We start from the raw sequence: 21081 nt of genomic DNA, 5'->3' as shown, positions 1-21081 counted from the left end.
CCTGCCCACGGAGGGCTAGGGAGAAGCGTGCCACACGGTACACTCTGCGGATTGAGAGCGCGTCAGCCCACCTGCCGTTTCGTCTGGCAGGACGTAACGTCGAAAGCAGCCGTCGAGCCACAGGATTGACAAACGCTTGACCTAGATCAACCAGCCTTGGTGCAGGTCGAGGCAACCCTCTCTGACGGACCAATATCGGGGTGTCGAACATGCGCGTCGCTGGCAGACTGCTGTTCGTTTTGATGATCGCACTCGCGTCGCTCGGCGCAATGTCGCAGCAACGTGCCGAGCAATCGGCGAGCGACAACGAAATCCGCATCGGCAATGTCATGCCGTATTCGGGTCCGCTCTCGGAATTCGGCGCCATCGGCCAGGCGGAGGCCGCCTATTTCGACATGGTCAACGCGCGCGGCGGCGTCAACGGTCGCAAGATCCGCTTCATCACGCGCGACCACAATTCCGATCCGGCGACCGCGCTGGAGCTGACGCGCAATCTGGTCGAGAAGGACGACGTGCACCTGATGTTCGGCTCGTTCGGCACGCCCGGCAATCTCGCCACGCGCTGGTACCTGAACGAAAAGAAAATCCCGCAGCTTTTCGTCGCCTCCGGCGACGAGGAGCTGAGCCAGGCCAAGGCGTTTCCCTGGACCATGGGCTGGCAGCCGTCGTTCCGGTCGGAGGGGCGCATCTACGCCAATTATATCCAGGCCTATTATCCGCGGAAGAAGATCGTCGTGCTCTGGCAGAACGACCAGTTCGGGCGCATGCTCTATCGGGGCATCCAGGAAGGACTTGGCGATCTGAATCGTCTTGTCCTTGTCGACATCGCCTTCGACATCGCCGATGAGCATCTCGAAGGACACGTTTCGATCCTCAAGCGCGCCGGCGCCGACATTTTCGTCTTTCTCGGCGTGCCGTCGACTGCGTCCAAGGTGATCGAGCTGGCGGCGTCACTCAAATGGCGGCCGGTCATCATCGTGAACGATGCCTCCGCCTCAATCGCCAATGCAATGGCGCCCGCGGGCCTCGAGAATTCCGCCGGCGTGATCTCGGCTGCTTTTCTGAAGGATCCGAGCGATCCCGCATGGAAGGACGATCCTGCCATGAAGGACTGGTTCGCCTTTATGGACAAATATCATCACGTCGAAAGCACCAACAACAGCGCCGCGGTCTATGGCTACGCCGCGGCCGAGGCGCTGACGCAGGTGCTGAAGCAATGCGGTGACGACCTGTCGCGAGAGAACATCATGCGTCAGGCGGCCTCGCTCAGGGACCATCAGCCCTCCGTTGCCTTGCCCAACATAAGGATGAATACCTCGCCGAACAGCTACCTGCCGATCAAGCAGATGCGGCTTGTCCAGTTCGACGGCCGTTCCTGGCAACCCTTCGGCGAGGTGATCGAAACCGCCTTCAGCGAAGGCACGGCGCGATGAGCCGCCTCACGTCGGCTTGAGCAAGGCCAGCGCACCTTCGAGCCCGCGCGCGTCGCCGGATTTCATCACCGCCGGTCGACATAAGTCCGCTCAGAGCTTATTCAACGCCAATCCATGTTGGCCGAAGCAAGCGCCTTTTCGTTTCACCACTATTGTTTAAGATCGGCCGGACCTGCATCCACTCGCCGGGAGATCCTCTAGATGACCGAGACCATTCGCATCAAACGCTTTGTCGCGCGTCCCGTGATCGTGCCGATGAATTTGCCGCTCCAGACCTCGACTGGCGCGGTCGCCAAGGCGCCGCTGGTGCTGATCGACTGCGAGACCGATCGGGGCGCGGTGGGGCATGCCTATCTGTTCTCGATCACGCCGTCGGCCTTGAAGCCGCTGACGGCGATGGTCATGGAAATGTCGGAGCTGCTCGGCGGCGACGAGCTGCTGCCGCTCGAAATCGAGCGCAAGCTGACCCAGCGTTTCACGCTGCTTGGCCTGGCCGGCTTGCAACGGCTGGCGCAATCCGGCATCGACATGGCGGCATGGGACGCGCTGGCGCGCAGCAGAGGCCTGCCGCTCGCGCGCCTGCTCGGCGGCGCGCCGAAGCCGGTCAGGGCCTACAATTCGAAGGGGCTCGGAATCATGCCGGCGGGCGCCGCGGTGGAGGAGGCGCACAAGCTGCTGGCTGAGGGTTTTCAGGCGGCAAAGATCCGCGTCGGCCGGCCCGATGCGCGCGAAGATCTCGCCGTGGTACGCGCGGTGCGCAAAGCCGTCGGCGATCAGGTGACGCTGACGTGCGACTACAACCAGGCGCTGACGGTCACCGAGGCCATTCGCCGCGGCGAGATGCTCGACGACGAGGGCCTGACCTGGATCGAGGAGCCGATCCGCCATGACGACTATGCCGGCTGTGCCCGCATTGCGGACGCGCTGCGCACGCCGGTCCAGATCGGCGAGAACTTTGACAGCGCTTTCGCGATGCAGGCCGCGCTTTCTGCGGAAGCCTGCGATTACGTGATGCCTGACGTGCAGCGCATCGGCGGCGTCACCGGCTGGCTGCGCGCCGCATCCTTGGCGCATGCCGCCGGCATCGAGATGTCGACGCATCTGTTCTCGGAGGTCAGCGCGCATTTGCTGTGCGTGACGCCGACCGCGCATTGGCTGGAATATGTCGATTGGGCCGACGCGGTGCTGGCGACACGGTTGACGATCAAGGACGGCTTTGCGCTGCCGGGCGAGGAGCCCGGCAACGGGATTGCTTGGGATGAGGCGGCGGTGAAGAGGTATTTGGTCGCGTGATCGACGGGCTGAAGGCGAGACCCAGGTCCGTGCTTTGAGGTCTGCCGTGCCGCCAACACCGGCGCGATAGGCAACGTTACCGTTGGTCCGCCAAGGGCCAGAAAGCGATATTGCGATCTTAAGCTGATATGAAAGCGGATATGAAACAGGCCACCGACTCAGGCGGCTCGGAGCCAGATTATGCCTGGCGCAGACGAAGCGCTGGACAGAATGTGCGCTCCGAATATCATCCCGTGAGAGCAATATGACAAAGCAGTTCCCAGTCAGACGAGGATGGCTTCTGGTTCTTGCGGCTGTGGTAGCCATCTATTTCGTGCTGGCTTACGTTGTGCTTCCTGCCCTCTGGACCCATCACGAGCATGAACCCGGCTTGGCCTCTCTGCCGATGGTGACCCGCACGAGCAGCGGCATTCCGGGAGATGCGCTCAATGTCGGGCTCGTTGGCAGCAAAGAAGATGTGCTCCGCGCCATGCACGCGGCGGACTGGTTTCCGGCCGACCCAATTACGTTGCGCACGAGTATCGAGATCGTCGGCAGCGTGGTGCTCGACCGGCCATACCACGATGCGCCTGTCAGCCCTCTCTACTATGAGGGAAAAAAAGAACAGCTTGCCTTTGAGAAACCCGACGGCGGGAGCGCCGACAAGCGACATCACGTTCGATTGTGGTTGGTCCTTGAAAAAGGAACCGATGGCCGTCCGGTATGGCTCGGCTCGGTCACGTTTGACCGTGGGGTCGGCTTGAGCCACGACACGGGACAGGTAACTCATCACATCGCGCCCGATATCGATGCCGAGCGCGATCTGCTGATGCGGGGTTTGCGCGAGGCGGACATGGTCAGAAATTTCTTTCAGATTTCCGGAACGGGCCCGACACTGCTCGGCCGAAATGGCGAAGGCGATCGCTACTACACAGACGGCGAAATCGACATCGCCAGTCTCGTCGTTGACGGCGCCAGGCGAGCAGAGCCGCCGGAGACACGGCCGCCACCGCCGCTGATTGCTCTGAAGGATCAAATCTGGCGGGGAGTCAGGAATGCGGTGACCCACTAGGTTCCCATGCTCGATACGGCGTCCCTCGACGAGCCCGATGTCGCCTTTCGGTCAAAGTGCGAAGAACTCGGCCTGACAAAACTAGTCCGTTGCCACCCCCGAAGCGGACCTCAATGAGACGGTTCGCCACTTCACTGATGGGCCATCGCGTTGCATAGGACGCCAGAGGGCGATGCCCAGGGCCGGCGCTGGGCTGATCTGTGCTAGGCTTCTTCAAAACATGGTTGGTTGGTTTTGGCGGAGGCGATTGTGAGGCGACGTGAGTTCATCGCGCTCCTCGGCGGCGCGGCGGCAATCCGACCACTCGGCGCGCATGCGGAGCGTCCGCCAGAGCGCATCCTCTATTTCACATACTCCGCCGGCTACCGGCATGATGTCATACCGCTTTCCAAGGTCATCTTGACCCAGCTCGGTAGCAATTCGGGTGTCTTTGAAGTCACTGCAACGGAAGACACGTCTGAATTTTCTACCGAAAACCTCGAGCGCTACGCAGCGGTGATGTTCTACACAACCGGAGAACTTCCGATGAGCGACGCGCAAAAGAGAGCTCTTCTCAACTTTGTGCGCTCGGGCCGCGGGTTCCTCGGCGTTCATTCGGCGACGGACACATTCTACAATTGGCCGGACTATCTCGATCTGGTCGGCGGCTACTTTAATGGTCATCCTTGGCATCAGGCCGTGAAGATCGAGGTGGTTGATGCTGGCGATCCCCTGGTGGCTTTTCTCGGGAATTCGTTGCAAGTCGAGGACGAGATCTACCAAATCAGCGACTTCGACTATCGTGGATCACGCGTGCTCCTGCGCCTCGACCCAAGCTCGGTGGATCTTGGCAAGACTGGCGTACATCAACGATTCTATGGCTGGCCTCTCACCTGGACCCGATTCTATGGCGAGGGACGAGTATTTTATTCAGCGCTAGGCCACGAGCCGTCAGTTTGGCAGGACGCCCGCTACCAGCGAATCCTCACGAACGCTATCCTCTGGTCTACGCGAAGGTCGCCCTAGTACACGCCGCGGCACTTCACATTTGCGCCACCGCCGGATTCGTAGGCTGGTGTCCGTGCCAGAAGTTCGGACCGTCTGCGACTTCCGCTCCGGGTCAAACGCCAAAAACTCAAGCGGAGCAAATCTGGTCCGCCATGCCTCACTGAGCGGACCTCAAAAATCGCGCGCCGTCACTTCGCTGATGGGCCAACAGCCGACATTATTCGATGAGTTCAAAAACGCGCATATCGCCGCTGTGGTCCCCTTCCACCAGGCATTCCAGCAAACCGTCGGGCTTCAAGCGCCTCCGCCGCGTATCTCTGTCATGAGAGCTAAGATCTCTTGAACGACAGGCAACTGAGGACGGCTTGGTGCCACCTCTACAAATTGTTCGCGCAACATTCCAACAACCCAAGCAGTCCCTCCCGCACGTCCTGGAAGTAGGCACCAAAGCCCGTCTCTATGCGCATCCGGTGGCTGACTCTCATCCACACCCCGGAAATCAAAAATGACGGGTACTGAACTATCAAGCCACATCGCGGGAAAGCACTTATCAGGGGATGCGAGGAGGAAGCATCCCTGAATTTTCGTGGGCCTGAGATCACCCTTTCCCCTATCAAACCGTGGATAGTCTCGTTCTAGGCGGGTGCCATCAACAACCCACACCACATTTCCGTAAAAACGCTCGCGTGTAGCCCGTTCTAGCGGATCGAGAGGCGAATGCTGAAACTCAATCACAAGGCCAGGTGGGGTACGAACATCAGCGATGTGCTTTTCGCCGGATTGCTCATCGTGCTGGACAAACTCTTGGCATTCGGCCGGGAAGTTGTTTTTCCACGCGCGGTGCCAGTCGGTTTCCTTTTCGGCCCACGTATCACAATCCCGCATTCCCCGGTGCGCCCAGTGGAAGACTCTGTGCGTGCCACATTTGGCAATGACCTCGCCGTTGCAACGGCGACACTTCGCTCTCCCGCCGGGGTAGGCTTCAACACGTTGACCGCTTGCAAGTGCAAATCTCATTTGCAAAGACTCCATCTGGGAAGCCAAGAAATAGATTGAGCTTATCTACATCGTGCACGCCGGCAACATGATTGAGTGAATGCAACATCATCACTCGTCAGTCGCGATAGTGATGATGGTGGTGATGATAATTCTAGCTATCGTGGTGATCGTGATCGCGGTACGAGCCGTGATGATGATTATGATGATGGCGGCGACGATGATGGGGATGATGCCGCCAACAGTGATGGTGATGACGATCATTGCAGACATTTGTGCCGGATCGCCTCGCACGTCGGCAATGGTCAATAGCAGTATCAATCCGATCGATTACAGGATTTCCGGTGACCTACCGGAAGCTGACGTTTGCAGCTTTTGGAGGTGTACGTCCTATCGCGCCGCCGCGTTCAGATCCATCGTCTCAAGCAGGCTGTTCTGGCGCCAGTCGATGAAGGCGTCCTTGAGGCGGCTGATGATTCCGGCATGCTCGGGCATGCCCCAGAGATTGCGCTGTTCGAGCGGATCGGTCTCGAGATCGAACAGCTGCCCGTCCTCGGCGCCGTGGATGAACACGACCTTCCACCTGTTATCGCGCACCATGGTGATCAGCCGTGCACCGGTCATGGCGACGTCGCCGGCCTGCTCGCTGAACACGAACTCGCGGCCGCTCCAATCTTCGCCCTTCAGCGCCGGAAGCAGGCTGCGGGCCTGGAACAGTTTTGGATGCTGTGCGCCGGCGAGATCGAGAATCGTCGGGCCGAGATCGAACAGCTGGCACTTTTCGCGAATCCGACGCCCGCCGGAAATACGCCCGGGTGACCAGAACAGCAGCGGAATGCGGGTGACGGGCTCGTACATCGACCATTTCTGGCTGAGACCGTGCTCGCCGAGATTATCGCCATGGTCCGACATGAAGATGACGACGCAATTGTCGAGATAGCCCTTGTCTTCGAGCGTTTGCAGCAGGCATCCGATCTGCTCGTCGATCATGGTGACGTTGGCATAATAATGCGCGCGCAGGCGCCGCATCTCCTCATGCGTCGGCTTGAGCTTCCATGACACCGCGTCGTGATCGACCTCGGTGTCGTGGCGGCGTTTCTCCTTCAAATATGCAGGCAGCCCCTCGATCTCGGCGTCGGTCGGTTGCGGCACCGGAAGGTCGTTGCGGGCGAGATAATGCTCCAGATATTCCGGCAGCGGATCATAGGGAGGATGCGGTCCGGGCAGGCCGATCTGCATGAACAGCGCGTCGGGCTTGGGCCGCGTCTGAACCCACCACATCGCGGTCTCCGCGACGAAGATGTCCGGATGCAGCGATTTCGGCATCTCCCAGGTGAAGGCGCCCATGCGGTCGCCGTAATCCGGCAGGCTGCGATAGCCGGCGCGTGACGGCTTGGTCAGCTTGTGCGCCGCAAAGGCCTTGTCCAGCTCGTCGGCGAACCAGCGTCCCTCCAGGAAGCGATCCTTGTTCTCGACCACGAAGCGTTCGTGGAAGCCGGCCTTCGCGTCATAAGGGATCGTGTGCATCTTGCCGACATTGACGCAGTGATAGCCGGCCTCGGCCAGATTGCTGACCCAGGTCTTCTGCCAGTGTTGCCCGTTCTTCAGCACGCCCGAGGCATGCGGGTAGAGGCCGGAGAACAGCGCCGCGCGCGAGGGGACGCAGCTCGGCGCGTTGATGAAGCAATTGTCGAAATAGACCCCTTCGCGCACCAGGCGATCGAGATTCGGCGTCTTCATGTAGGGATGCCCGGTCGCCGCGATCGTGTCGAAGCGTTGCTGGTCGGTCATGACCAGGACGATGTGGGGTTTTGTCACGGTTGCTTTGTCCTACGCGGCGTTGAGTTCGCAGAAAATATGTCTGACATAATAATTCTTGTCAAACCGCGCGCGGTCGTATTATCCTCCGGCACTGCCGGATTCATGCGGCCATCTCTTCGCACCCGCAATAAATCAGACATTTAACCTCGCAGAGCCGATCGCCGTGACAAAGGCCGAGAGCAAAGACAATCAGCAATCGAGCGGTCACGTCGCGCGGGAGGTGGCGCGGCTGATCCTCACCGGCGTGTGGCGCGAGGGCACGACCCTGCCACGGGAGATCGAGCTTGCGTCGCGCTTCGGCGTCAGCCGCGCGTCGATGCGTGAATCGCTGTCGCTGCTGAAGGCGAAGGGGCTGATCGCCTCGAGGCAGAAGGCCGGCACGCATGTGCGCGCGCGCTTCGACTGGAACATGCTCGACGAGGAGCTGCTGAACTGGACGCTGCTGGCATTGCCGACGCAGGAGTTCGCCAAGCAGATCATGGAGGTCCGCAGGATCGTCGAGCCGGAGGCCTGCGCGATCTGTGCTGTGCGCGGCACGGATGAGGACTTTGCCAGGATCGAGCGGGCCTATCGCGGCATGGACGCCGCCGGCATGGACCGCGTCGCCTATGCCGAGCCGGACCTGCAGTTTCACCGCGGCATTCTCATCGCCACCGGCAACGACTTCCTGATCGCGTTCGGTGCCACGGTCGCAGCCGCGCTGCGGATGTCGTTCAATTTGTCGAGCACCAATCCGGGCGCACCGCGCAAGAGCCTGCCCTATCATCGCACGGTGCTGGACGAGATCTGGGCGCGCAATCCCGACGGTGCGCGCCAGGCCATGCACAAGCTGATGGATCTCACCGAACAGAACATCGTCTCGGCCATGTCGCGCCAGAAGAAAAAGGACGCCGAGGACGAGAATGCCCGCACCAGACGGGCGCGTTGAAACCGGCAAACAATATCGAGGGAGGACAATATGAAGAACGCACCGCGCGCGAGTTCGCTCACCCGCCGTAAACTGCTGAAAGCGACCGCCGCCGGCGCCGCACTCGCCGCATTTCCTGCGCCGCTGATCGCGCAGACCAAGCCCTTTGCAGGCGTCACGCTGCACGGCGCCTCGTTCCAGCACCGTTTCTTCACGCTGCTGCAGAAATACATTCCCGAGTTCGAGGAGAGAACCGGCATGAAGGTCGACCTCCAGCTCTCGGCCTTCCCGGTCTACAACCAGCAGGCCAATCTCGAGCTGTCCTCGGGCGGCTCGGCCTACGACTTCGTCAACGTCACCTTCATCCTCGCGGCGCGCTGGGTCGCCGCCGGCCTGCTCGCCAATCTCGACGAGTTCACGGGCGATCCAAACCTGACGCCGGCCGAGTGGAATCCCGGGGATTTCGTTGAGGGCGCGCAGGTGCCCTATCGCGACGCCAAGGGAGCGACCTACGGCTATTCCTGGGAAGGCGGCGCGATGCTGATGGGTCTGTCGCGCATGGACCTGATGGAGAAGAAGGGGCTGAAAATCCCCAAGACCTTCGCCGAGTTGCAGCAGGTCTGCGCCGAGATCAACGGCACCGACGGCGCCAGCGGCATCACCTCGTTCCAGCTGCATCACTGGAATTTGCCGCCCTACATCCAGGGCTTTGGCGGCAACATCTTCCGCAAGCCGCCCGGCGACATCATGCCGGCGCTGAACACGCCGGAGACCATTCAGGGCATCGAGTTCTACGCCAACCTGCTGAAGAGCGCGCCGAAGGGCGTGCTCACCTACACCGAGGACCAGGCGCGGCAGTCGCTGCTGACAGGACGCTCCAACATCTTCATCCATTCCAGCTCCTGGGTGACGCCGATTCTGCTCTCCGACGAGAGCAAGGTGAAGGAAACCTCGCGCGTGGTGCGCTCGCCCGCCGGCCCGGTGCACGACTATCCGGCCTCGAACAGCCAGGGCCTCGGCATTCCCAAGAACGCCAAGAACAAGAAGGCGGCGTGGGAATTCATCAAGTGGGCGCTCTCGCCCGACATCTCGATGCGGCTCGTCAAGGAGCACGGCCATTCCTCGGTATGCCGGCGTTCGATCATCACCAGCGAGGCCTATCGCAAGCTCAACACGGTGAACGGGCAGGATCTCGGCGCGCTCTATCTCGAAGTGCTGGAGCTGCCAGCCAAGCGTGAGAACTACATGGCCTATCGCACCGTGAAGGAGTTCCCGATCGTCGGCGACGTCCTCAACAAGGCGTTCGAGCAGGTCGCAACCGGCCAGCTGCCGGCGAAGGACGCGATGAACGCGGCGCAGGACCAGGCCATCGCGGCACTGCGCAGGTCCGGGACCCAGCTTTGAGCCAGGGTGGAATCGAACAAGAGCGGCGCAGCTTCATCGCCTTCGCGCTCACGCCGAGCCTGATCGTGCTGTTTGCGATCGCCGTGCTGCCGGCGATCTATCTCGTCATGACCAGCCTGACGCCGTTCCAGCTGACGACGCCGGGCTCGGCCACCGATTTCAGCGCGCCGTTGCGCAATTACGACCTGTTGCCCGGCGATCCCCGTTTCGTCAATTCGCTCCTCGTGCAGGCAAAACTGTCGTTCTGGGGCGTGCTGTTCCAGGTGCTGATCGGCATGGCGCTGGCGCTGCTCCTGAACGTGCCGTCGCGCTTCGTCGAATTCGCCCGCACCTTCTTCCTGATCCCGATGGTGCTGCCGCCGATCGTGGTTGCGGTAATCTGGAAGCTGATCTACACGCCCGACATCAGCCCGCTCTATTACGCAGCGCAAGCCCTGCACGTCACCATGCCGGCGCTGACCTCGAGCGTCGATTTCGCGCTGACCGCGATCATCATCGCCGATACCTGGGAGTGGCTGCCCTTCACCTTCCTGATGGTGCTGGCGGCGCTGCAGACCATTCCGGACGAATATTCGGAAGCCGCCCTCGTCGACGGCGCCAGCACGCTTCAGATCTTCTGGTATGTCACCCTGCCCTTCATCATGCCGATCCTGGTCATCTCCGGCATGTTCCGCCTGATCGACAGCGTGAAGGCGTTTCCGCTGATCTTCCTCTTGACCGGCGGCGGGCCGGGCACGGTCACTGAAGTCACGAACTACTATGCGTATCTGCTCGCCTTCGACACCAACGAGATCGGCTATTCCAGCGCGGTGACGGTGGTGATGCTGCTGCTGGTCTGCGGCATCAGCCTTGGCCTGGTCTGGATGGGCCGGCGCCGGGAGTCGATGTCATGAGCGAACCTTCCGCGCGCAGTGCGACACCTGGACGGCTGGTCGCGATCTCGGTGACGCTGCTCGTCCTGCTCTCGCCGTTCCTCTGGCTGTTGCAGATGAGCTTCAAGTCCAACGATCAGATCCTGCAATTCCCGCCGCCCCTGATCTTCACGCCGACGCTGGAGAACTACATTTCGCTCTGGCACAGCGCGTTCTCGGCCTCCTTCGTCAACAGCCTGCTCAGCGCCTCGTTCTCGACCGCGTTTGCGCTGCTGCTCGGTGTGCCCGCAGCCTATGCGTTGTCGCGCTGGGCCGGGCGCGGCAAGCATGCGCTGAGTTTCGCGATCCTGGTGACGCGCATGGCGCCGCCGATCGCCTTCACGATTCCCTTCTTCCTGTTCTACCGCTGGATCGGCCTGCTCGACACCATCACCGGCCTGGTGCTGGTCTACACCAGCTTCAACCTGCCGCTGGTGATCTGGATGATGCAGCCGTTCTTCGACACCATCCCGGTCTCGCTGGAGGAAGCGGCCCTCGTCGACGGCGCGCGGACGCGCACGGTGTTCACCAAGATCGTCCTGCCGATGGTGACGCCGGGGATCGCCGCGACCGCGATCCTTTGCTTTCTCTATGCCTGGAACGACTTCTTCTTCGCGCTGATCCTGACCCGCACCAACGCGCGCACCGCACCGGTCGCCGTCGTCAATTTCATGAACTACGAGGGCTGGGAATGGGGCAAGATCGCCGCCGGCGGCTCGCTGGTGATGGCGCCGGTGCTGATCTTCTCGCTGGCGGTGCGGCGCTATCTCGTCTCCGGACTCACGGCCGGCGCGGTCAAGGGCTAACGCCATGAAGCTTCCGACCGGCGCCTCGCGCACCGTCTTCATCTTCGCCCATCCCGCCGGCCATGTCGGTGCCCCCAGATACTACACGCCCTATTTCGAAGAGCAGGGCCTCGACTGGCACATGGTGCCGATGGACGTGCACCCGGACGATCTCGCCGGGACGATCCGCGCGCTGGCAAAATCGCCAAGCACCGCCGGCTTCAATCTGACCATGCCGCACAAACCGGCCGCGTTCGAGCTCTGCGACGAGGTCGGACCTGCCGCAAAGTTCGAAGGCGTGGTCAACACCATCCGGATCGAATCCGGCGGCAAGCTCGTCGGCGAATCCTTCGACGGCGGCGGATTCCTGAATACCGCGCGCGAGGCCGGCATTTTTGACCCCGAGCGCTGCACGGTCGTGATCGGCGCGGGCGGCGCCGGCCGTGCGATCTGCCACGCGCTGGCCGCGGGCGGATTGAAGCGGTTGCGGATCCTCAACGAAGTGCCCGGCCCGGTCGAGGCGCTCGCGGCAAAGCTGCGCGGGCAATTCCCGGACCTCGATATCGACCTGGAGGCGCGTTTCGACGACGCTGGACTCTGCGTGAATGCCACCTCGCTCGGCCTGCATGCGACCGACGCGCTGCCGATGGATCCGGCCAGGCTGCCGCAGGATTGTGCGGTGTTCGACATCATCGCGGCCCGGCGCACCGGATTCATGGAGGCCTGCGCCGCGCGCGGCCTGAAGGTCATCGACGGCGTCGCGATGATCCGGCACCAGCTTCCGCTGCAAACGGCGTTCTGGCGGGGCGGGATATAGGTTCGTCGCCGCCTGATCGCGGGCGCCGGAGACCACTGCTACCACGGTTCAGCGCCGGGGATCTTCTTGCGCACCGCCATGCGCTGGATCCAGATGCAGCGCCGGACGGATCTATTGGAGCGACCGACAGCGGATATCCCCTCGCCGGCCTGAAGCAGCGGCGCCACATTCTCGCGTAGCGCACGGCAGCGCTGGAGTTCGGCCTGCCAGTCGATCATCGCTGCGTCCGCGCGTGACGCAATCAGCCCCAATACCGCAATGGCAAGACAGTTCGCCCGCATCATTTGCATTCCCTTCACCGTGATCCCACCACATTGCGCCGGTAGCGGAAGTCGCAATGATCGGCACCTTGCATGATGGTCTGCGTGCGCGTGAGCTCGATGTCGGGGCCGAACCCTTCCGCAGTCGCGAAATCGGCGGTGCAGACCAGGAGAAAGCCGAGCTCCGGTTCGCCCAGCGCCTTGTAGAACTCGGCATAGGCGCACCGCGTCACGTCGAACGCAAAGACGTCCTCGGTCTGCGCAATGACGTCATAGGCGAGCGCGTCGTCGCGGGCATAGGTCCTGAACGCCGACGAGACGGCCTTGCCGAGATTGCTCTCGTTCTTCGCTTTCCAGAATTCCTCGCCGAAGCCGCGATAGAGATCGCCGAGCGTTTTGCGCACCAGCGTATTCGCACGCGCCTCGCCAAGCTCGGCCTGGAGCGCCTTGACCAGCGGCACCAGCACCTGCGCCTGGATTTTTGCTTGCTCAATGACGGAAACGCTCATGGGCGGGCTCACGTCTCAGATCGAGGAGCGTAGCCCGGATGGAGCGCAGCGCAATCCGCGACAGCAGCCGAGGGGATTCATTCCGGATTGCGCTTCGCTCCATCCGCTCTACGGACTGCGGCAAGCATAACTGCGCTAGCGGCGATTGGCTAACTTTACGCCGGATAGGCCAGGCGGCCACCAGCAACAGCCCGCGCCGCAGGATTCATTTCGGCCTCTTTGACGTGCCCGGGTCCGAGAATATGAAACACCGTCTCGCCGGCGGCGAGCAGATAATCCGTGATGATCCGCCGGTGGCATCGCCACCACAAGGTTTCCGCGCACATGATGGCGCAGCGCTGCGTCTGTCCAAGTTCGCGCAAGTGAGCGAGACCGTCGTGAAAGGCCGCGCTCGTGGCGTGGTCGGCGTAGTTGTGAAAGCTGCCGTTCTGCCAGAAGGCGTTGGTCTCACGCGGCACCTCGCGCTTGCGGCTGCGCAGGCCGCCGAGCGAGGCGATGTGCTCGTAGCCGATCGCAGCAGGCGCGAGCAATTGCGGCAGTGTCTCGCGATTATACTGCGGATTGGTACGCGAGCGGGGCACGGTACGAACGTCGGCCACAAAGGTAACGGAGCTGCCCTGCAACAATTCGACGAATTCCTCGATCAAACGCGTGGCGTGGCCGATCGTGAAGAAGGGATGAGCCATGGGATGCCTTGTCTGCTCACTTTTGTGCCACTCGGCCCCGCAGCAATCGCAATGCCTTGCCCTTGTGAAGGGCGACATGATCGGTCTTGTCGCTCCTGATCTCGTATTGCGGGTCGTCCGGCGTGGCGTGGTGGACGTAGCCCTTGTAATCGACGTCCCCTGTGTGCACGCGCAGGATATGGCCGCGCACACGGCCGGCCTCGGAATTCCAGCTCACGTGATCGCCGACAGCAAACCGTTTTCCGGCGCTTTTGGGCATGGCGCATCAATGCCAAATAAAGCCGGGCTGTTCCAATATATCGTATCGGGGGGTCTGGCCGCCGCAATCTCGCGGTAACAGCCCGCCTGCGCCCGTTGGGTTTCGGTGCGGCATCCTTCTCTCGGCTACCGCGAGCGAAGGATGGTGGGCACGACAGGGATCGAACCTGTGACCCCTACCATGTCAAGGTAGTGCTCTCCCGCTGAGCTACGTGCCCTAGAGTCGTCTAGATCGGGTGGGGTCCCTATAACGGCTCAAAGGAGCCGGCGCAAGGACGGAACAGGCCGATTTAGGCCGCCAGCATCTTGTTCACTTCGCTGACCAATTCGCGCAGGTGCACGGGCTTGGACAGCACCTTGGCATTCTTGGGCGCATCCGAATCCGAGTTCAGGGCGACCGCGGCAAAGCCCGTGATGAACATGATCTTGATGTCGGGGTCGAGTTCCGAGGCCCGGCGGGCGAGCTCGATGCCGTCCATCTCCGGCATCACGATGTCGGTCAGCAGCATCTCGAATGGCTCTTCGCGGAGCCGTTGATAGGCGGCCATGCCGTTGTCATGGGACGAGACCTGAAAACCGGCGTTTTCCAGCGCCTTGACCAGGAAACGGCGCATGTCGTTGTCGTCTTCGGCGAGCAGGATTTTTGGCATGGCAGGAAACGTCGCATCCCCAGAGGATATCAGCAGAGGTCACTAAGCCCGACAGAGGGTAAATTTGGGGTGAAAATCTTTACCCTGGGCTGGCTGCGCTGCCGGTCCCTTGTGAACCGGAATGCGTCACGAAGCAATCGAGCCGCGCGCTGCGATCCCCGCTTCCCTGCCCGCAGGGTTAAGACATGTTCCAGCACCGATCACATCTTTTCGCTTGGCAGAATGGTTGCGATTCCGGACAATGACGACACATAAGAGCCGCTCCACCGGCCGAATCATTCGATCCGAGCCCATGCCGGATCGTGAGGCGCCAAACCTTGCGGCGTGAAGGGACGAAGCCCGAGAAGATGACCCGGTTTGACGGCGAGGTGTCGCCAGCCTTCGAGATCGTGGAGCCCGCGCAATGGCGCGCGCCTATCATCTTCAACTCGCCCCATTCCGGTTCGACCTATCCGGACCAATTCCTCAGCGCCTCGCGGATCGACCTGCCGACGCTGCGGCGGTCCGAAGATTCCTTCATGGACGAGCTGATCGGCCACTTGAGCGCGCGCGGCTTTCCAACCGTGCGGGTCAACTTTCCCCGCTCCTATGTCGACGTCAATCGCGAGCCCTACGAGCTCGATCCGCGCATGTTCACCGGGCGGCTGCCGAGCTTTGCCAACACCCGCTCGATGCGGGTCGCGGGCGGCCTCGGCACCATCCCGCGCGTGGTCGGCGACGGCCAGGAGATCTACCGCGACCGCATCCTGGTCGACGATGCGCTGGCGCGGATCGAGACGCTCTACAAGCCCTATCATCGCGCGCTGCGCAGGCTGATCAACAAGGTGCACCAGATGTTCGGCACCGTGGTGCTGGTGGACTGCCACTCGATGCCCTCGGTCGGCGTCTCCCGCGACGAACCGCGGCGGCCGGACGTCGTGATCGGCGACCGCTATGGCACGAGCTGCACACCGCTCCTTCCGGACAGGGTCGAGGAGACCATGACGGGACTCGGCTATTCGATCGGCCGCAACAAGCCCTATGCCGGCGGCTTCATCACCGAGCACTACGGCAACCCCGCGAGCGGCCTGCACGCGGTGCAGCTCGAACTGAATCGTGCTATCTACATGGACGAGCGGCGGCGCGAGCGCAGTCCGCGCTTTGCGCAGGTCGCCTCCGACTTCGCGGTGCTCGCCGACGTGCTGGCGACAACAATCCCGTTCGGCGATCTCGGCCCGTTCCAGGCCGCGGCGGAATAGGCGCGACTTTCTTTTTCGCAGGACAGGTCGCGGGTGGCGCGAGTGCGTTTTCGCGTCGCGTCCCAACGCGCGCCAAAACGAAAACAGAGGCGACAAGAAAAAAGGGCCGCTTGTTATGAACAAGCGGCCCAAGTCTAGGGAGGAAACGCCCAAGGAGGGCAGCGGTAACGCAAAGCGCTACCGCACCGCAACAATATGCGACCGCGACGCACAAAGTGCAAGAGCTTTTGAGCGCTTTCCCATGCAAAACACACATGGCTCAGTTGCTCCTAGCGAAACCCAGATTCAGTTTCTTTGATAAGGAAATTCAATGGGTTGATAGTCATTTGCATACGCACGAGGCATGTTCGGAACCAAGGTTTCAACTCTGTGATCGATATTTGGCCAGCCTATGGCTCATCTGAGACAGACAGGCGCGGCATCCAAAATACCAGGCCGCAAATCAAGACAGCGCTGCACGTCACAGGCGAATTGAGATAGGCAGATGCGAGTTTCAACCTAACTTTCGCTTTGAGGAGATGCCGTGACGGTGATCGACTTCTCCGCCTTCATCGGACGGCTCGCCACCGCCTCCGGCGAAACCATCCTTCCGTTCTTCCGCACCTCGCTGTCGATCGACGACAAGAGCAAGACCAAGGATTTCGATCCCGTCACCGAAGCCGATCGCGCCGCGGAGGCGGTGATGCGGCGGCTGATCAAGGCCAGCTTCCCCCAGCACGGCATCGTCGGCGAGGAATTCGGCAATGAGCGCGAGGACGCCGATTATGTCTGGGTGCTCGACCCCATCGACGGCACCAAATCCTTCATCGGCGGCTTTCCGATCTGGGGCACGCTGATCGGGCTGCTGCACAAGGGCGCGCCGGTGTTCGGCATGATGCACCAGCCCTTCATCGGCGAGCGTTTTTCCGGCGACAATGGTTCGGCCAACTATAAAGGCCCCTCCGGCGAGCGCCGACTCCAGGTCCGCCGCTGCGCCTCGCTCTCGGAAGCGACGACCTACACCACCAGCCCGCTACTGATGAACGAGCGCGACCGCGCCATTTTCGGCCGCATCGAAAAGGGCGCGCGGCTGTCGCGCTATGGCGGCGACTGCTATTCCTATTGCATGCTGGCGGCCGGTCACGTCGATCTCGTAGTCGAGACCGAGCTGAAGCCTTACGATATCGCAGCCCTGATCCCGATCGTGACCGGCGCCGGTGGCGTCGTCACCACCTGGGAAGGCAAGCCGGCCCAGGGCGGCGGCCGCATCATCGCGGCCGGCGATCCCCGCATTCACGAAGAAGCGCTGAAACTGCTCAACGGATAGGCGACAGAGGAAGCCTGGATGAAAAACTGGCGCAAGCTCGTCCTCGCGGCCCTGCTTCTGTTTCCCGCGCTCGCCTCCGCGCAGAATTTCCCGGCCAAGCCGATCAAGCTGATCGTGCCGTTCCCGGCCGGCGGGCCCAACGACATCATCGCGCGGGTGATCGGCCAGCGCATGTCCGAGTTGTCGGGACAGCCGGTGCTGATCGACAATCGCGGCGGCCAGGGCGGCGTGCTCGGTACCGACGCGGTCTCGAAGGCCGCGCCTGACGGTTACACCATCGCGATCTCCAGCGCCGGTGCGCTCGCGATCAGCCCGAGCATGGAGAGGGTGGCCTACGACACGCTCAATGATCTCACGCCGGTGACACTGGTTGCGACCGTGCCGGAAATGCTCGTGGTCGCGAATGACGTACCAGCGAAAGACATGGCCGAATTGATCGCGCTCGCCAGGGCGCAACCGGGAAAACTCAATTTCGCATCCTCCGGCCCCGGCAGCCTGCCGCATCTCGCCGGCGAATTGTTCAAGCTGACGGCCAAGATCGACATCGTGCATGTGCCCTATCGCGGCGCTGCGCCCGCCGTGAACGATCTGCTCGGCCAGCAGGTGCAGATGACGTTCCTGGATCTTCCGGTGCTGCTGCCGCAGATCAAGGCCGGCGCCCTGCGGCCGATCGCGGTCGGCTCAGCCGCGCGCGCACCGACCGCGCCTGATGTTCCGACCACCGCGGAAGCGGGCTTTGCCGCCCTGCACATCGAGAACTGGTACGGCATGGTCGCGCCCAAGGGCACGCCGAAGGAGATCGTCACCGCGCTACATGCTCTGGCGACCAAAGCCATGGCGGATCCGGCGGTGAAGGAAAAGCTCGCCGCCCAGGGCGCGACGCTGATCGGCGATGAGCCGGAGCATTTTCGCTCGTTTATCGCGGATGAGACCGCGAAATGGGCGAAAGTGATCAAGGATGCCGGGGTAGAGACGGCGAAGTAGCTGCTTGTTCACCTCTCCCGCTTGCGGGAGAGGTCGGCGCTCGCAAGAGCGCCGGGTGAGGGCTTTATCCTCTGGGGCGGTCTCGCCTACGATCCACTCCCCGACCCTCCCCCGCAAGCGCAGGGCTATCGCATATGAAGAAAAACAGGCGGGAAGCTCGCTTTCGGCCATCCTTCGAGACGCCCGCCTACGGCGGGCCCTCAGGATGAGGTCGCGTTTCGCGGCAAGATATCGGACCCTCTCCATGGTGAGGAGCCCGCCAAAGCGGGCGTCTCGAACCATGCAGGCCGAGCACGCCGGCAAGCTCTCAGCTGCCAAATGCGATTCCCCTGCCCGCAAACGGGAGGGTGAGCCGACCGCCCGCGTGGCCCTTACACCGCCGCCGCGCGCAAATGCTCCACCAGCATCTTGGCCGGCCGCGGCAGCGTCTTGAAGCTGCGCGCGCAGATCACGAGGCGGCGGTTGGCCCACGCATCGCGCAGGCGGACCATCGCGAGCGGCATCAGTTTTGCGCAGCGGCGGGCGGCGGATTCCGGCACCAGCGCGACGCCGACATCGGCGGCGACCATCTGGCAGATCGCATCGAAATCGCGCAGCCGCGCGCGGAAATGTGGGCGCATGCCGAGCCGCGCGGCGTGCTTTGAAATATGCATCTGAAGCGCAGTGGCGCTGGTCAGTCCGACAAACTCGCAATCCCCCGCCTCCTGGAAGTCGATCTGGCGGCGGCCGGCGAATGGACCGCGCTTCGATGTCACCAGCGTCAGGCGATCCTCGCTGAAGGCGAAGCGCTCGATATGGTCGGGCAGCGCGTGCTCGGCGGCGAAGCCGAGATCGGCCGCGCCCGCGGTGATCGCGGCCGCGATGTCGGTGCTCTCGCGCTCCTCGATGTCGATGGCGACGTCGCGGTGCTCGCGCAGGAAGCCGGCCAGCGCCTTCGGCAGATGCTCCGACAGGCCGGACGTGTTGGCGAGCAAGTGCACGCTCGCGCGCACGCCGCTGGCAAAGCCCGCGAGATCGCCGCGCATGGCGTCGATCTGGTGGATGACGACCCTCGCATGATCGAGCAGGCTCTCGCCGGCCGCGGTCAACTCGACGCCGCGGCGCCCGCGCTTGAGCAGGACGACGCCGAGCGCGGCCTCGAGTCCCTTGATGCGCGCGCTGGCCGAGGCCAGCGCCAGATGCGATCGCTCGGCGCCGCGGGTGATGCTGCGCTGGTCGGCGACCGCGATGAAAAGCTGGAGGTCGACGAGATCGAAGCGCATGGCGGGTTTCTCCTCAGCCTTCGTCTTGAACGAAGGCTGTCTCCGCATCCTTCAGATTGTGCCGGCGCACGGGTTCGGTCAATGTGCGCGGCATGATCGACCCGCTCCTCATCGTCGTCGCCGCCGTCTTCCTGATCGCCGGATTCGTCAAGGGCGTGGTCGGGCTCGGCCTGCCGACCGTCTCCATGGGCCTGCTTGCGGTGAGCATGGCTCCGAGCCGTGCGATCGCCATCGTGATCGTGCCCGCCATCGTCACCAACATCTGGCAGACTTTTGTCGGCCCCCATTTGCGCGACATCCTGAGGCGGCTGTGGCCGCTGATGATCGGCACCGTGATCGGATGCTGGCTCAATGCCGGCGCCCTGACCGGCCCGCATGCGCGCTACGGCACGATCGTGCTCGGCGCCCTGCTCGTCATCTACGCCGTGATCGGTCTGAACAAATTCCAGTTCCGCGTCGCGCCGCAGAACGAGAAATGGGTCGGCGGCGTGGTCGGCGTGGTCACCGGCGTGATCTCGGCCTCGACCGGCGTGCAGGTGATCCCCTCGATGCCGTTCATGCAGGCGATCGGCATGGAGAAGGACGAGCTGGTGCAGGCGCTCGGCGTGTTCTTCACGACAGCCACCCTGGCGCTCGCCTTCAATCTGACCGCAGGCGGCCTGCTCACGCCGGCCAATGCCGTACCCGGCGCCATCGCCATGGCGATGGCCTTTGCCGGCATGTTCATCGGCCAGTCGGTGCGGGCGCGGATGCCGGCGGAAGCGTTTCGCCACTGGTTCCTGATCGCGATGGTCCTGCTCGGCCTCTACCTCGCCGCCAGCGCGCTGCTGAAGGAATTTGCCTGAAGGAAGTTACCGCGTCTCCAGCATAGCGACGCGGATGCCGAGATAGATGAAGAGGCCGCCGAGGGCGCGGTTGACCCAGGCGATTGCGCCCTCCGAGGTCCGCAAGCGGTGGGCGGCCTTTGCCGCGAACGCCGCCAGCACCAGGCACCACAGCGTTCCCGTAAAGATGAAGATCAGTCCGAGCGTCAGGAAGGCGAGCGGCTTGTGCGGTGAATCGGCTGCGACGAATTGCGGCAGGAAGGCCAGGAAAAACAGCGCGACCTTGGGATTGAGCGCATTGGTGAAGACGCCCTGAAGGAAGACCCGCCGCAGCGAGTTCCGCTCGGCCTCGTTCCTGACCGCCGCCAGCACCGGACGCGACCACAGCATCTGAAGTCCGGCCACGACGAGATAGGCCGCGCCGACCAGCTTCAGGATCGAGAAGGCGGTCGATGAGGCCATCAGCAGGGCCGAAAGGCCGATCGCAGCGCCCGCGACGTGGAAAAAGCAGCCGCAACTGATGCCGAGCGCGGCCGCGGCGCCGCCTCGCCAGCCCATCTGCATGCTGCGGCCGATCACATAGACGCTATCCGGCCCCGGCGTGATGTTGAGCAGCACGCCGGACAGGATGAAGAGCCAGATTTCGTGAATGCCCAGCATGCAAGGTGCCCCCGCCGCCCATCCGGGCGGTCTTGATTT

23 protein-coding genes and 1 tRNA gene are annotated in these 21081 nt (G+C 62.7%); 13 read left to right on the top strand and 11 right to left on the bottom strand.

Annotated elements, in window-relative coordinates; translation table 11 throughout:
- Nucleotides 1–209: 209 nt before the first annotated feature.
- The 4 genes from IVA80_RS09785 (at nucleotide 210) to IVA80_RS09770 (ending at nucleotide 4782) form a co-directional block, all read left to right on the top strand.
- Complete coding sequence (locus tag IVA80_RS09785; RefSeq protein WP_247428554.1) at nucleotides 210–1433, top strand: ABC transporter substrate-binding protein; 1224 nt, start codon at nucleotides 210–212, stop codon at nucleotides 1431–1433.
- A gap of 201 nt (nucleotides 1434–1634) precedes the next feature.
- The gene (locus IVA80_RS09780; protein ID WP_247428551.1) at nucleotides 1635–2726 is read left to right on the top strand and encodes an enolase C-terminal domain-like protein; all 1092 of its coding nucleotides are present in this window, start codon (nucleotides 1635–1637) and stop codon (nucleotides 2724–2726) included.
- Nucleotides 2727–2970: 244 nt separating this feature from the next.
- Entirely contained in the window at nucleotides 2971–3777 is an 807-nt protein-coding gene (locus IVA80_RS09775) for an LssY C-terminal domain-containing protein (protein WP_247428547.1), read from the top strand.
- A 249-nt stretch (nucleotides 3778–4026) separates the two neighbouring features.
- On the top strand, nucleotides 4027–4782 hold the full coding sequence (locus tag IVA80_RS09770) for a ThuA domain-containing protein (protein ID WP_247428544.1): 756 nt from the start codon (nucleotides 4027–4029) through the stop codon (nucleotides 4780–4782).
- Nucleotides 4783–5058: 276 nt separating this feature from the next.
- On the opposite strand, the gene IVA80_RS09765 is transcribed toward IVA80_RS09770, so the two are convergent.
- The 3 genes from IVA80_RS09765 to IVA80_RS09755 all read right to left on the bottom strand — a co-directional run bounded on the left by IVA80_RS09765 (nucleotide 5059) and on the right by IVA80_RS09755 (nucleotide 7578).
- Complete coding sequence (locus IVA80_RS09765; protein WP_247428542.1) at nucleotides 5059–5781, bottom strand: competence protein CoiA family protein; 723 nt, start codon at nucleotides 5779–5781, stop codon at nucleotides 5059–5061.
- Between the two features lie 90 nt (nucleotides 5782–5871).
- Nucleotides 5872–6069: a hypothetical protein gene (locus IVA80_RS09760; protein WP_247428539.1), complete on the bottom strand. Its 198-nt coding sequence runs from the start codon at nucleotides 6067–6069 to the stop codon at nucleotides 5872–5874.
- A gap of 81 nt (nucleotides 6070–6150) precedes the next feature.
- A complete protein-coding gene (locus IVA80_RS09755) occupies nucleotides 6151–7578 on the bottom strand; it encodes a sulfatase-like hydrolase/transferase (protein WP_247428537.1) in 1428 nt (475 codons plus the stop codon).
- Nucleotides 7579–7744: 166 nt separating this feature from the next.
- Between IVA80_RS09755 and IVA80_RS09750 the strand changes: the two genes are divergently transcribed.
- From IVA80_RS09750 to IVA80_RS09730, 5 genes are read left to right on the top strand one after another with little or no spacing between them, the layout of a single operon-like run.
- Complete coding sequence (locus IVA80_RS09750) at nucleotides 7745–8509, top strand: FadR/GntR family transcriptional regulator (RefSeq protein WP_247428534.1); 765 nt, start codon at nucleotides 7745–7747, stop codon at nucleotides 8507–8509.
- Between the two features lie 30 nt (nucleotides 8510–8539).
- Complete coding sequence (locus IVA80_RS09745) at nucleotides 8540–9892, top strand: extracellular solute-binding protein (RefSeq protein ID WP_247428532.1); 1353 nt, start codon at nucleotides 8540–8542, stop codon at nucleotides 9890–9892.
- Nucleotides 9889–10785, top strand: a complete 897-nt coding sequence (locus tag IVA80_RS09740) for a sugar ABC transporter permease (RefSeq protein WP_247428529.1) — start codon at nucleotides 9889–9891, stop codon at nucleotides 10783–10785. Before IVA80_RS09745 ends, IVA80_RS09740 begins: the two co-directional genes overlap by 4 nt.
- Complete coding sequence (locus tag IVA80_RS09735; protein WP_247428526.1) at nucleotides 10782–11609, top strand: carbohydrate ABC transporter permease; 828 nt, start codon at nucleotides 10782–10784, stop codon at nucleotides 11607–11609. The genes IVA80_RS09740 and IVA80_RS09735 overlap by 4 nt, the downstream gene beginning before the upstream one ends.
- A 4-nt stretch (nucleotides 11610–11613) precedes the next feature.
- Nucleotides 11614–12405 (top strand): hypothetical protein, encoded by a 792-nt coding sequence (locus tag IVA80_RS09730; protein WP_247428524.1) that lies wholly within the window; start codon nucleotides 11614–11616, stop codon nucleotides 12403–12405.
- Between the two features lie 38 nt (nucleotides 12406–12443).
- Here the strand turns inward: IVA80_RS09730 and IVA80_RS09725 are convergent, their stop codons facing one another.
- The 6 genes from IVA80_RS09725 to IVA80_RS09700 all read right to left on the bottom strand — a co-directional run bounded on the left by IVA80_RS09725 (nucleotide 12444) and on the right by IVA80_RS09700 (nucleotide 14768).
- Nucleotides 12444–12689, bottom strand: a complete 246-nt coding sequence (locus tag IVA80_RS09725; RefSeq protein WP_247428522.1) for a hypothetical protein — start codon at nucleotides 12687–12689, stop codon at nucleotides 12444–12446.
- 11 nt (nucleotides 12690–12700) lie between these two features.
- Complete coding sequence (locus IVA80_RS09720; protein WP_247428520.1) at nucleotides 12701–13174, bottom strand: L-2-amino-thiazoline-4-carboxylic acid hydrolase; 474 nt, start codon at nucleotides 13172–13174, stop codon at nucleotides 12701–12703.
- Between the two features lie 155 nt (nucleotides 13175–13329).
- Entirely contained in the window at nucleotides 13330–13860 is a 531-nt protein-coding gene (locus IVA80_RS09715; protein ID WP_247428518.1) for a DUF488 domain-containing protein, read from the bottom strand.
- Nucleotides 13861–13876: 16 nt separating this feature from the next.
- On the bottom strand, nucleotides 13877–14119 hold the full coding sequence (locus IVA80_RS09710; protein ID WP_247428516.1) for a DUF2945 domain-containing protein: 243 nt from the start codon (nucleotides 14117–14119) through the stop codon (nucleotides 13877–13879).
- Between the two features lie 142 nt (nucleotides 14120–14261).
- Nucleotides 14262–14336, bottom strand: a tRNA-Val gene (locus IVA80_RS09705).
- 72 nt (nucleotides 14337–14408) lie between these two features.
- Nucleotides 14409–14768 carry a response regulator gene (locus IVA80_RS09700; protein WP_007597092.1) on the bottom strand — a complete coding sequence of 120 codons (360 nt, stop codon included), beginning with the start codon at nucleotides 14766–14768 and terminating at the stop codon, nucleotides 14409–14411.
- Between the two features lie 347 nt (nucleotides 14769–15115).
- Between IVA80_RS09700 and IVA80_RS09695 the strand changes: the two genes are divergently transcribed.
- The 3 genes from IVA80_RS09695 (at nucleotide 15116) to IVA80_RS09685 (ending at nucleotide 18296) form a co-directional block, all read left to right on the top strand.
- A complete protein-coding gene (locus tag IVA80_RS09695) occupies nucleotides 15116–16006 on the top strand; it encodes an N-formylglutamate amidohydrolase (protein ID WP_247428514.1) in 891 nt (296 codons plus the stop codon).
- Between the two features lie 523 nt (nucleotides 16007–16529).
- Nucleotides 16530–17312 (top strand): histidinol-phosphatase, encoded by a 783-nt coding sequence (hisN, locus tag IVA80_RS09690; protein ID WP_247428512.1) that lies wholly within the window; start codon nucleotides 16530–16532, stop codon nucleotides 17310–17312.
- Between the two features lie 18 nt (nucleotides 17313–17330).
- Nucleotides 17331–18296 (top strand): tripartite tricarboxylate transporter substrate binding protein, encoded by a 966-nt coding sequence (locus IVA80_RS09685; RefSeq protein ID WP_247428510.1) that lies wholly within the window; start codon nucleotides 17331–17333, stop codon nucleotides 18294–18296.
- 371 nt (nucleotides 18297–18667) lie between these two features.
- On the opposite strand, the gene IVA80_RS09680 is transcribed toward IVA80_RS09685, so the two are convergent.
- A complete protein-coding gene (locus IVA80_RS09680) occupies nucleotides 18668–19558 on the bottom strand; it encodes a LysR substrate-binding domain-containing protein (protein ID WP_247428508.1) in 891 nt (296 codons plus the stop codon).
- 92 nt (nucleotides 19559–19650) lie between these two features.
- Between IVA80_RS09680 and IVA80_RS09675 the strand changes: the two genes are divergently transcribed.
- Nucleotides 19651–20403 (top strand): sulfite exporter TauE/SafE family protein, encoded by a 753-nt coding sequence (locus IVA80_RS09675; protein WP_247428505.1) that lies wholly within the window; start codon nucleotides 19651–19653, stop codon nucleotides 20401–20403.
- 6 nt (nucleotides 20404–20409) lie between these two features.
- On the opposite strand, the gene IVA80_RS09670 is transcribed toward IVA80_RS09675, so the two are convergent.
- Nucleotides 20410–21042, bottom strand: a complete 633-nt coding sequence (locus IVA80_RS09670; RefSeq protein ID WP_247428501.1) for a LysE family translocator — start codon at nucleotides 21040–21042, stop codon at nucleotides 20410–20412.
- Nucleotides 21043–21081: the final 39 nt, after the last annotated feature.

Origin of the sequence: Bradyrhizobium sp. 139 (assembly GCF_023074175.1) — a bacterium.
Taxonomy (GTDB): Bacteria; Pseudomonadota; Alphaproteobacteria; order Rhizobiales; family Xanthobacteraceae; genus Bradyrhizobium.
This window is presented reverse-complemented; position numbering and strand designations above follow the sequence as displayed.

Coding starts and splice junctions, on each gene's coding strand:
- IVA80_RS09785 (WP_247428554.1), top strand. CDS start 210: ATGCGCGTCGCTGGCAGACTGCTGTTCGTTTTGATGATCGCACTCGCG.
- IVA80_RS09780 (WP_247428551.1), top strand. CDS start 1,635: ATGACCGAGACCATTCGCATCAAACGCTTTGTCGCGCGTCCCGTGATC.
- IVA80_RS09775 (WP_247428547.1), top strand. CDS start 2,971: ATGACAAAGCAGTTCCCAGTCAGACGAGGATGGCTTCTGGTTCTTGCG.
- IVA80_RS09765 (WP_247428542.1), bottom strand. CDS start 5,781: ATGAGATTTGCACTTGCAAGCGGTCAACGTGTTGAAGCCTACCCCGGC.
- IVA80_RS09745 (WP_247428532.1), top strand. CDS start 8,540: ATGAAGAACGCACCGCGCGCGAGTTCGCTCACCCGCCGTAAACTGCTG.
- IVA80_RS09735 (WP_247428526.1), top strand. CDS start 10,782: ATGAGCGAACCTTCCGCGCGCAGTGCGACACCTGGACGGCTGGTCGCG.
- IVA80_RS09730 (WP_247428524.1), top strand. CDS start 11,614: ATGAAGCTTCCGACCGGCGCCTCGCGCACCGTCTTCATCTTCGCCCAT.
- IVA80_RS09725 (WP_247428522.1), bottom strand. CDS start 12,689: ATGATGCGGGCGAACTGTCTTGCCATTGCGGTATTGGGGCTGATTGCG.
- IVA80_RS09720 (WP_247428520.1), bottom strand. CDS start 13,174: ATGAGCGTTTCCGTCATTGAGCAAGCAAAAATCCAGGCGCAGGTGCTG.
- IVA80_RS09715 (WP_247428518.1), bottom strand. CDS start 13,860: ATGGCTCATCCCTTCTTCACGATCGGCCACGCCACGCGTTTGATCGAG.
- IVA80_RS09710 (WP_247428516.1), bottom strand. CDS start 14,119: ATGCCCAAAAGCGCCGGAAAACGGTTTGCTGTCGGCGATCACGTGAGC.
- IVA80_RS09700 (WP_007597092.1), bottom strand. CDS start 14,768: ATGCCAAAAATCCTGCTCGCCGAAGACGACAACGACATGCGCCGTTTC.
- IVA80_RS09695 (WP_247428514.1), top strand. CDS start 15,116: ATGACCCGGTTTGACGGCGAGGTGTCGCCAGCCTTCGAGATCGTGGAG.
- IVA80_RS09685 (WP_247428510.1), top strand. CDS start 17,331: ATGAAAAACTGGCGCAAGCTCGTCCTCGCGGCCCTGCTTCTGTTTCCC.
- IVA80_RS09680 (WP_247428508.1), bottom strand. CDS start 19,558: ATGCGCTTCGATCTCGTCGACCTCCAGCTTTTCATCGCGGTCGCCGAC.
- IVA80_RS09675 (WP_247428505.1), top strand. CDS start 19,651: ATGATCGACCCGCTCCTCATCGTCGTCGCCGCCGTCTTCCTGATCGCC.
- IVA80_RS09670 (WP_247428501.1), bottom strand. CDS start 21,042: ATGCTGGGCATTCACGAAATCTGGCTCTTCATCCTGTCCGGCGTGCTG.